At 70.0% G+C, this 10530-nt stretch carries 8 protein-coding genes; 2 read left to right on the top strand and 6 right to left on the bottom strand.

Annotation, left to right across the window (positions count from 1 at the left end; all coding sequences use genetic code 11):
• Window positions 1-421 (bottom strand): helix-turn-helix domain-containing protein (locus tag BLT82_RS30190; RefSeq protein ID WP_093654240.1); only part of this gene is annotated, 421 nt, incomplete at its 3' end.
• 654 nt (window positions 422-1075) lie between these two features.
• Between BLT82_RS30190 and BLT82_RS30185 the strand changes: the two genes are divergently transcribed.
• The gene (locus tag BLT82_RS30185; RefSeq protein ID WP_093660559.1) at window positions 1076-3019 is read left to right on the top strand and encodes a glycosyltransferase family 2 protein; all 1944 of its coding nucleotides are present in this window, start codon (window positions 1076-1078) and stop codon (window positions 3017-3019) included.
• Window positions 3016-4968 carry a radical copper oxidase GlxA gene (glxA, locus tag BLT82_RS30180; RefSeq protein WP_093660557.1) on the top strand — a complete coding sequence of 651 codons (1953 nt, stop codon included), beginning with the start codon at window positions 3016-3018 and terminating at the stop codon, window positions 4966-4968. Before BLT82_RS30185 ends, glxA begins: the two co-directional genes overlap by 4 nt.
• 74 nt (window positions 4969-5042) lie before the next feature.
• On the opposite strand, the gene BLT82_RS30175 is transcribed toward glxA, so the two are convergent.
• The 5 genes from BLT82_RS30175 to BLT82_RS30155 all read right to left on the bottom strand — a co-directional run bounded on the left by BLT82_RS30175 (window position 5043) and on the right by BLT82_RS30155 (window position 10396).
• Window positions 5043-6044 (bottom strand): glycoside hydrolase family 6 protein, encoded by a 1002-nt coding sequence (locus BLT82_RS30175; protein WP_167746129.1) that lies wholly within the window; start codon window positions 6042-6044, stop codon window positions 5043-5045.
• Between the two features lie 254 nt (window positions 6045-6298).
• Entirely contained in the window at window positions 6299-6970 is a 672-nt protein-coding gene (locus BLT82_RS30170; protein WP_093660553.1) for a class F sortase, read from the bottom strand.
• A 6-nt stretch (window positions 6971-6976) separates the two neighbouring features.
• Window positions 6977-7813, bottom strand: a complete 837-nt coding sequence (locus BLT82_RS38620; RefSeq protein WP_093660551.1) for a hypothetical protein — start codon at window positions 7811-7813, stop codon at window positions 6977-6979.
• A 140-nt stretch (window positions 7814-7953) separates the two neighbouring features.
• Window positions 7954-8733, bottom strand: a complete 780-nt coding sequence (locus BLT82_RS30160) for an HAD-IIA family hydrolase (RefSeq protein ID WP_093660549.1) — start codon at window positions 8731-8733, stop codon at window positions 7954-7956.
• Window positions 8672-10396: an alkaline phosphatase family protein gene (locus BLT82_RS30155; RefSeq protein ID WP_244529745.1), complete on the bottom strand. Its 1725-nt coding sequence runs from the start codon at window positions 10394-10396 to the stop codon at window positions 8672-8674. Before BLT82_RS30155 ends, BLT82_RS30160 begins: the two co-directional genes overlap by 62 nt.
• Between the last annotated feature and the right edge of the window lie 134 nt (window positions 10397-10530).

Below are 10530 nucleotides of genomic sequence, written 5' to 3'. Positions count from 1 at the left end.
GGGGGTCGGTGCCGGCGGGTGTGTCGGTGTGGGTGGGTGTGTCGGTGTGGGGTGGGTGGGTGTTGCGCAGGAGGGATTCGACGAGTGCGGTGACGTGCCGGCGGTCGGCCGCGGTCAGTTTCTGGACGCTGGCGATGAGGGTGGCGACTTCGGGGTCGGCGGCGGTGCCGGGTGTCTCCTCGAAGTAGAGGTGGATGCCGCAGGCTTCGGCGGCTGCCCTGCGTACGGCGTCCAGGGGCAGTTCCAGGCCCCTGGCCAGTCCCTCCAGCGTGGCCTGCTGCGGCATGCGGGTGACCCGCTCGGCGGTGGCCAGGTGGTGCACGGTGGAACGCGGGATGCCGCCGCGCCGGGCCACGTCGCCGTAGGACCAGCCCTGCTGCTCCAGCCGGCTCTTCACCAATTCCTGCAGTGCGTTGGCCACGCCGTGGATTCTCCCTGCCGAGTCGCCGGTTGGCCAAACTCCCGCCGAGGCCTCACGGGAGCCTCGAACGGAGAGGCGTCCAACCCCGTCGGACGCCTCGTCCATGAACATCGGACGGCGCTCCACGCGGCGCCTCCGCCGCGACATCGACCGGAGCCCGGACGCCGTCGGCATCGCGCCCGGACCCACGGCGATTCGCCGCACGGCCCACCCGGTACAACGCCTCACGCCACGTCGGGTCACGCCGGCACCGCGCCCCACCGCCAGGCCGGCCCGGCCGGAGCGGCACCCCGGCCGGAACGACCCGCGCGATCCCGGACAGTGCGCCACCCGGAGGCTCCGGATCCCCTTGCGATCACGCCCCCGCTCCGAGACCCTGTCCTGAGAGTCCGCGGCCCCAAGGGGTCCGCGGGCTCAAACAGTTGCGACTTGGGGTGATTCGAGGGAATTCTCCCGTCGCAGTCCGCCCGGGGTGGGGGTCCCGTTCACGAACGAACGCGGAGACGGGCATCATGCAACCGGAAGACCATCGTCTTATGTCTACGGATACGGTGGCCTGCCACTGATGCATCCGGTACCGGCCGGCCTAGGGGAGCCCCGGTCCGGAGACGACCGAACGATCACGCAGCCAGCAGGCATGCGGGGGGATGAAAGATGACGTCGACGCCGAACGGCGCCCGGCAGCAGGACGACGACCCTTCCCGGACCACGCAGCTTCGGGTTCCCCCGCAGCTCAGGACGGGAGGCCACCGGCTGCGCCCCAAGAAGGCGCTGCCGCGGTACGACTACGAGCACTACAGCCGGCTGGCCGGTCCCCTGACCCAGCCGGACCCGTCGAAACCGTACAAGGTGCAGTACCGCTCGCTGCTGTCGCAGGAGCCGCACCGTGTCCGGGCGGCCCTGCTCCTCGGCGCCGCGCCGCTGGTGTCCCTGGGCCTGTTCGCCTGGTTGATGCAGCCGCAGCACTGGACCGAGCGCGACCCCAATCTGAACAACGAGCTGCTGCTCTGGCTCGACGTCGTCATGCTCGTCTCGATCGGTCTGATCGAGCTCTTCCGCACGATGAACGTCCTGTCGAACGCACACGCGACGCTCGTCGCCCGGGACCCGATCCCCGTCGTGCCGGAGTCCGGCACCCGAGTCGCCTTCCTCACCTCCTTCGTGCCGGGCAAGGAGCCCCTGGAGATGGTGACCAAGACGCTCGAGGCGGCCGTGAAGATCCGCCACCGCGGGCTGATGCACGTGTGGCTGCTCGACGAGGGCGACGACCCGGACGTCAAGGAGGTCTGCGCACGGCTCGGCGTCCACCACTTCTCCCGCAAGGGCATAGCCAAGTGGAACCAGGAGAAGGGCGCCCACCGGGCCAAGACCAAGCACGGCAACTACAACGCCTGGCTCGAGGCGCACGGCGGCGACTACGACTTCTTCGCGTCCGTCGACACCGACCACGTGCCGCTGCCCAACTACCTGGAGCGGATGCTCGGCTACTTCCGCGACCCGGACGTCGGATTCGTCATCGGCCCACAGGTCTACGGCAACTACGACACCTTCGTCACCAAGGCCGCAGAGTCCCAGCAGTTCCTCTTCCACGCCCTGATCCAGCGCGCCGGCAACCGCTACGGCGCCCCCATGTTCGTCGGCACCTCCAACGCCGTGCGCATCAGCGCCATCAAGCAGATCGGCGGCCTGTACGACTCGATCACCGAGGACATGGCCACCGGCTTCGAGATGCACCGGGCCAAGAACCCGGCCTCCGGCAACAAGTGGCGGTCCGTCTACACCCCGGACGTGCTGGCCGTCGGTGAGGGCCCGACCGCCTGGACCGACTTCTTCACCCAGCAGCTGCGCTGGTCCCGCGGCACGTACGAGACGATCCTCAAGCAGTACTGGAGGGGCTTCGGCACACTGCCGGCCGGCAAGCTCTTCAACTACACGATGATGATCATCTTCTACCCGATGTCGGCCCTCAACTGGATCCTGGCGGCGCTCAGCTGCGCGCTGTTCCTGGGCATGGGCGCCTCGGGCGTGCAGATCGACCCGGCCATCTGGATGATGCTCTACGGCAACGCCTCGGCCCTGCAGATCGGCCTCTACATCTGGAACCGCCGCCACAACGTGTCGCCCCACGAGCCGGAGGGCTCGGGCGGGCTGGCCGGAATGGTGATGTCGGCCCTCTCCGCACCGATCTACGCACGCTCCCTGATGGACGCCGCGCTGCGCCGGAAGAGCAAGTTCGTGGTGACGCCCAAGGGCGACTCCTCAAGCCCGGACACGCTCTTCGGCACGTTCCGCATCCACCTCTTCTTCATCCTGATCTTCGGCGGCTCGCTCGCCTCCTCGTTCTGGTTCGGGCACGACCACCCGGCGATGATCACCTGGGCCGGGCTGGCCCTGCTGATCACGGCGGCGCCCATCTTCGCCTGGCGGTACTCCATCCGCGAGGAGAAGAAGAAGCGAAGGGGGCGGCGCCGCGCGAAGCCGGGGACGGGTGGCGGGGCCTCCGAGGCCGTGCCGCCGGCCGCCCATGAGCAGCACCCGCACGAGTGGGCCCCCGCGGACCAGACCATGCAGATCGCCCTTGGGGGACGTAAGAAATGAGTGCACTTCCCGTCCGGCCGAACCACCGCAAGAACCGGGCCCGGCGGATCCTGATCGGCGTGGCGGTCGTGGCGGCGATCGCCGGGTTCAACGGGCCGGCGATGTACCGGTACGGCTCGGAGCAGTACCACGAGTACAAGATCAACCGGCCCGAGTACAAAGCGGCGAACGGCCACTGGGACTTCCTCGACGTCCCCGCCAAGTACAAGATCAACACGATCCACGCGGCCCTGCTGCACACCGGCAAGGTGCTGCTGATCGCGGGCTCCGGCAACAACCAGAAGAACTTCGACGCCAAGAAGTTCGAGTCGGTGCTGTGGGATCCGAAGACGAACGACTTCAAGCACATACCCACGCCCAAGGACATGTTCTGCGCCGGGCACACCCAGCTGCCCGACGGCAAGCTGCTGGTCGCGGGCGGCACCAAGCGGTACGAGAAGCTCCAGGGCGATGTCACCAAGGCAGGCGGCCTGATGATCGTCCACAACGAGGACCCGGACAAGCCGATCACCCTCCCCGCCGGCACCAAGTTCACCGGCAAGAAGAACGGCAAGACGTTCGTCTCCAAGGACCCCGTCCTCGTCGAGAAGGCGAAGAAGGTCTTCGACAAGGAGACCGGGCGCTTCCTGCGCACCGAGGCGGGACTCGGCCGCATCTACGTCGAGGCCTCGAAGTCCGGGAAGTCGTACGAGACCGGCACCGAGGACAACTACCGGGTGCACGGCCTCAAGGGCTCGGACAACCGGAACGTCTACGGCATCGCGCAGAAGCTCGCCCTCGACAAGAAGGATTTCCAGGGCATCAAGGAGGCCTACGAGTTCGATCCGGTCGCGGAGAAGTACATCACCGTCGACCCGATGAACGAGGCCCGCTGGTACCCCACGCTCACCACGCTCGAGGACGGCAAGGTCCTGTCCCTGTCCGGCCTGGACGAGATCGGCCAGATAGTCCCGGGCAAGGACGAGATCTACGACCCCAAGACGAAGAAGTGGGAGTACACCGGCTTCGAGCGGCGCTTCCCCACCTATCCCGCGATCTTCCTGATGGACAACGGGAAGCTCTTCTACTCCGGCTCCAACGCCGGATACGGCCCCGCCGACGTCGGCCGAGACCCCGGGGTCTGGGACCTGGACACCAACAAGTTCACCAAGGTCCCCGGACTGAGCGACCCGGACCTGATGGAGACCTCGGCGACCGTCATGCTCCCGCCCGCCCAGGACCAGCGGTTCATGGTCATCGGCGGCGGCGGGGTGGGCGAGTCCGAGAAGTCCAGCGAGAAGTCCCGGCTGGTCGATCTGAAGGACCCGAAGCCGCGGTTCAAGGACGGCGCCTCGCTCGACAAGGGCACGCGCTACCCGAGCGCCTCGCTGCTGCCGGACGACAGCGTGCTGGTCACCGGCGGCTCGGAGGACTACCGGGGCCGCAGCGGCTCCAACGTCCTGGAGGCACGCACGTACGACCCGAAGACGGGTGAGTACACACGGGTCGCCGACCCCCGGGTCGGGCGCAACTACCACTCGGGGTCGGTGCTGCTGCCCGACGGGCGAGTGATGATCTTCGGCTCGGACTCGCTCTTCGGCGACGACGCCAACACCAAGCCCGGCGTCTTCGAGCAGCGGATCGAGATCTACACGCCGCCCTACCTCTTCCGGGACTCCCGGCCGGAGATCGGCGCCGGTCCGAAGAAGATCAAGCGGGGCGGGTCCGCGACCTTCAAGAGCCCGGACGCGGCGAAGCTCAAGTCGGCGAAGCTGATGAGGCCCAGCGCCGTGACGCATGTGACCGACGTCGACCAGCGCACCGTCGCCCTGGAGATGACCGGGACGGCGGACGGATTCCGCGTCACCGTGCCGAAGAACCGCTCCCTGGTCCCGTCCGGCTGGTACATGCTGTTCGTGACGGACGACAAGGGGACCCCGTCGGAGGGCGTCTGGGTCGAGGTCCCGTAGAGCGGGACGGCCGGACACGACGGCGAAAGGGGGCTCCCGCCGTGGGAGCCCCCTTTCGCCGTCGCGTCTGCGGACTACTTGGTGTTGCGGGCCAGTTCGAGCGCGTACTCCGGGTACCAGTCGCCGGCCTTGGGGCCGCCCTTGCAGTCGCCGTCGGACTCGCCCGGCCGCTTCACCCACAGATAGGCGTCCACGAGCGGATCGCCGGTCTTCGTCGTGGGCGCCTCGCCGAGGGCGCGGCCCGGCGGGTTGCACCAGTTCTCCTTCGGATCGCCCTGCGTGTACGGCCCGTTGCCGTTGCGGCTGGTGTCGATCACGAAGTGCTTCCCGCCCACCTTGGCGGAGAGCTTGTGCCCGAAGTCCTTGCTGGCCTGCGTCGTCTGGAAGTTGGAGACGTTGACCGCGAAACCGTCGGCCTGTTCGATCCCGGCCCGCCGCAGGGGATCGGGGAGGGAGTCCGGGTCCGCCCAGCCGGCGTTGCCCGCGTCCAGGTAGACCTTGGTCGCGGGGAGCTGCCCGAGCCGTTCGATGGCGCCCTTCAGCAGGTCGTACCGCTCCTGGTGGTACTCCTGCGGAGTGCAGCCGTCGACGAGGTGCAGCACGGCGTCCGGTTCGAGGACGACGGTGGCCCGGCGGTCGCCGATGCCCTTGGCGACCTTGTCGACCCAGGCGCGGTAGGCGTCGCCGTCCGACGCACCGCCCTTGGAGAACTGCCCGCAGTCCCGGTGCGGGATGTTGTAGAGGACGAGCAGGGAGTCCCGGTCCGCCTTCGCGGCGGCCTCCGTGTAGCGCCTCGCGTCGCCCTCCGGATCGTCGGGGCCGATCCACTCGCCCACCGGCTGGGCCGCGATCTTCTTGATCAGTTCGGCGTTGGCGCTGTCGCCGTCGTCGAGGTACGAGGCCACCTGCTTCGCCGCGTTGCCCTCGGGGTTGACCCAGTACGGATCCGTCGCCTTGGGCTGCTGGGCCGTGGGTTTGTCGCCGTCGCCGTCCGAGGAGGAACACCCCGCGACCAGCAGGACGGCCCCCATCGCGGCCGCCGTCCATCGGGCGCGCCCGACTCGACTGCCGTACATCCACTCCCCCTTGGTGCACTGTGGTACATGCCGGGCCACCCCCCAGGCGCCCCGCTGCCGGAACGAGCCCGGCCGGATCCATCCTGACACACGGCGTCCGCCGACCACGAGGCACCGAGGCTCCGGCCCGGACGCCGCCGGACGCCGCAGGGGACGACGCGAGTGATCATTGCGGTGGCTCGGCGGGCCCGGACGGCATCAGCGGATCCGGACGCCGGTCCCCCCTCGGCCGGCCGGCACACCGCGTCGGGGCGTCAGATGCCGCGCGCGTCCGTGAGGTACGCGGACACGACGACGTTCGCCGAGTACGAGGCGGTCTTCTTGTCGTAGGTGCCGCCGCAGGTGATGAGCCGGAGTTCGGCCCGGCCCGGCCGGTGCGCCCCGTAGACCTTCCGGGCGTCGAACCGCTCCCGGCTGACGACCTGCACGTCGTCGATGGTGAAGACGGCGACCGAACCGTCGGTCCGCGTCACCCTGACCGTCTGGCCGGGGCGGGCCGCGCTGAGGCCGTAGAAGACCGCCGGCTCGGTCCTGGTGTCGACGTGGCCGACGAACAGTGCCGCGCCCGGTGCGCCGGGCCGGGTGCCGGTGCCGAACCAGCCGACGGTGTCCGGCGTCGCGTACGGCGGCGGTTCCACCGCGCCCGTCGGGTCCAGACCGCGGGCGACGACGGGGGCCGAGACCCCTATCGAGGGAATGTCCACCTTGGTGGGTCCCGCCGGCGCCAGCGGCTCGCGGGCGGGCGGCAGCGGTACGCCGAGCGGACGGCCCACCGCGGCCACGTCACCGGTCGTGGGCGCCGAGGATCCCCCGGCACCGTCACTGGCCTCACGCCCCCAGAGCCAAAGGCCCATCAGCAGGATCGCCCAGGCCACTCCCGTGAGCAGCCGGCCGCCGCCCGAGGGCGCCTCGTCGTCGTTCGGCACGGCGGGTCAGTCCCGGTCCGGCGTGCCGGCGCGGCGGCGGCGGGCACTGCGGAAGGCGACCGCGACGGCCGCCGCTCCGGCCAGGAGCAGCCCGACCACCGTGTGCGGGGTGCCCGGGCCCTGGGTGTCGGCGGTCTTGGCACCCTGCGAGGCCAGTCGGTCGGCGGCGCCGCCGCCACCGGCGCGGACGGGGGCGACGGGACTCTCCGCCGGGTCCGGGTCCTCGAGCAGGTCCTCCGGGCTGTCGCCCTCATCGGAGCCGTCATCGGAGCCGTCGTCCGAGCCGTCCCCGCGGTCCTGGTTCCCGTCGTCCTTCTTCCCGTCCTGGGACCCGGTGTCCTTCTTCCCGTCCTGGCTCTCCCGGTCCTTCTTGCCGTCCTGGCTCTCCCGGTCCTTCTTGCCGTCCTGGGACCCGGTGTCCTTCTTGCCGTCCTGAGAGCCGGTGTCCTTCTTGCCGTCCTGGGACCCGGTGTCCTTCTTGCCATCCTGGGACCCGGTGTCCTTCTTGCCGTCCTGGGACCCGTCGTCCTTCTTGCCATCCTGGGACCCGGTGTCCTTCTTCCCGTCCTGGCCCTCCCGGTCCTTCCTGGCGTTCTCCTCCTCGCCCTGCTTGTCATCGGGCTCGGAGCTGGAGGGCGGCGTGAGCGTGACGATCTGGAGCCGGTCCACGACGCCGCTCTCTTGGCCGTCGCGCACCTCGTTCCCGGGTTCCGCTCTGACCGGGTGGACCGTGTCCGTGAGCCGGGCGCCTTCCTCCGCGTGGGCGGTCCCGGGGACGGGCGCCAGAATCAGGAAGCCGGCGGCCGCCCCCACGACACGGAGAGCAATCGGAACTGAACGCATTGTGAACCTCCTGGTGTAAAGAGATTCACGCGTTCCGCCCAGTTCCGCATCTCCAGGAGACCCGGACGGGTCAGTGCGCCGGGAGTGCCGGGCACTCCGACCGGGTCAGTGCGCCGGGAGTGCCGGGCACTCCGACCGGGTCAGATCCGGTCCACGAGGTCCGCGATGGAGTCGACCACCTTGGAGGGACGGAAGGGGTAGCGGTCGATGTCCGCGGGTGTGGTCAGACCGGTCAGGACGAGGAAGGTCTTCATGCCCGCCTCGAGACCCGCCAGCACGTCGGTGTCCATCCGGTCGCCGATCATCGCGCTGGACTCCGAGTGGGCGCCGATGGCGTTCAGCCCGGCCCGCATCATCAGCGGGTTCGGCTTGCCCACGAAGTACGGGTCCTTGCCCGTCGCCTTCGTGATCAGCGCGGCGACCGACCCTGTGGCGGGCAGGGGGCCCTCGGCGGACGGCCCGGTCTCGTCCGGGTTGGTGCTGATGAACCTGGCACCGCCGAGGATCAGCCGGATCGCCTTCGTCAGCGCCTCGAAGCTGTACGTACGGGTCTCGCCGAGGACCACGTAGTCGGGGTCCTGGTCGGTGAGGACGTACCCGATCTCGTGCAGGGCGGTGGTCAGGCCCGCCTCGCCGATGGCGTACGCCGTACCGCCCGGGCGCTGGTCGTCCAGGAACTTGGCGGTGGCCAGCGCGGACGTCCAGATGTTCTCCATCGGCACGTCCAGCCCCATCCGGGCCAGCCGGGCGTGCAGGTCACGCGGGGTGTAGATGGAGTTGTTGGTGAGAACGAGGAAGGGCTTGTCGCTCTCGCGGAGCTTCTTGATGAAGGAGTCGGCGCCCGGGATCGGGACGCCCTCATGGATGAGGACACCGTCCATGTCGGTGAGCCAGGATTCGATCGGCTTGCGCTCTGCCATGAAGCGGACTCCTGCCGTACGCGTAGTGCGATGTGCGGTGTGCTGACGGGGCGCCGCCACGACGATGTACCGGCGCCCTCCAGCCTAAGCAGGAAGCCGTGACCCTGACCCCGTCGATCACCCAGTACCAGTTGTTGGCCCCGGTGTAGCGGAAGCGGAAGCTCACGCTGGAGGCCCCGGCCGGGACGGGGACGGACACGGACTGCGGCTGCGACACCACGTCCGAGGTGTAGCTCCTGACCACGGCGGGCGTTCCGCCGTTGAAGGAGGCCAGGATCCGGGCGGTCTGGCCGCCCTCCTGGCGGTAGTGGGTCGTGAAGTCGAGCCGCACGCTGCTGCGGCCGCTCACGTCGTACGCGGGGGTGACGAGCGTGGAGTCGTAACCGCCCGAGTTCGCCTTGTCGTCCCACTCGTCGGAGTCCGCGACCGCGAAGACGCCTCGCGACCGCACGTTCAGCTCCCGCCACTGGTCGCGGTGCGTACGGGACCAGAACTCGTCGGTCGCGAAGGACCAGCCCCGCCATTCGCCGACGCCGCCGGTGCCCATCGCGTTGTTGATCACGGACCAGCCGCCGGGGGCGGTGTGCGTGAAGCCCAGGACGGAGGCCGGGATGCCCGTCTCGTCGACGCGGCCGGTGAGCGAGGGCCGGAGCGTGTCGAAAGGATCGTCGGTGCGTTCCTGGACGGGCTTGCCGTCGAGACCCCAGGCCGGGTCGGGGGTGATGCCGAGCTGTTCGAAGACGGTGGCTGCGACGTCGACGAGCCGGGTGTCGATGGGCCGGGCGCCGGCGGCGATCCCCGGGCCCTGGGCCAGGATGAAGGTCCGCCGCTCCTCGATGGAGCTGCCGCCGTGACCGCCCGCGTCGACGTGCCCGTGGTCGGTGGCGACGATGACCGTCCACCGCTCGGCCGGGTACGTGGGCCGGGACCTGATCGCGGCGAGGAGCCTGCCGAGGTGCGCGTCCTGGACGGCGATGGCGTCGAGGTACCTCCGGCCGGTGCCGGAGCCGTGCGCGACGACGTCGGTGTTGCCGAAGTAGACGAAGAGGACGTCCGGATTCTGGTGGCGCAGGATCGACTCGGTTTCGTTCGCGATGGTGGCGTCGTGGCCGGGGTAGCCGTCCGCGTCGCCGTCGAGCACCAGCTTCGCGTCGGCGCCCGCGGTGACGGTGCCCTGGGAGTCCAGGGGCTTCCAGTCGACGGCGGCGTACGTGGACAGCTCGGGCCGCACCTGCGCCAGGCGGGCCAGGAACCCCGGGTACCTGCCGTAGTTCTTGCCGATGAAGGTGTTGTCCCTGACGCCGTGCTTGTCGGGCCAGACGCCGGTGGCGATCGTGGACCAGCCGGGGCCCGAGGAGGTCGCCGCCATGGGTCCGGAGTAGAGCAGGGACGTCCCGTAGGTCCCGTTCGCCATCATCGACCTGAGGTGCGGGGCGTCGGCCGCGTCGATCCGGTCGTGGCGGAGCCCGTCCATCCCGACGACGAGGACCTTGTCCTTGCTCGTGCCGTTCGGGAGGGTGGGGGCGGCCGCCAGGGCCGCGGGGGCGTTGGTCAGCGCGGTGGCGGTCGCGGCGGTCGCGGCGCCGGCCGCGAGCACGGACCGGCGGGTGACTGCGGATCGGCAGGTGGCTGTGGATCGGCGGGGCATGCCGTGGGTCGGCATCGGGTCCTCCGTCGGAGTGTGGGGACGAGATGGAAGTCGCGCCCAGGCCAACGCCCCTGCCGCAGCAGGGGCGTTGGTCCGTACGCGTCATCCTTCCGCGACCGTTCACGGGGCGCCAGGGCCACTGGCCCCCG

This window comes from Streptomyces wuyuanensis, from assembly GCF_900103455.1.
Taxonomy (GTDB): domain Bacteria; phylum Actinomycetota; class Actinomycetes; order Streptomycetales; family Streptomycetaceae; genus Streptomyces; species Streptomyces wuyuanensis.
Note: the sequence above shows the minus strand (reverse complement) of the source record. Positions and strands in the feature narration are given on the sequence as shown.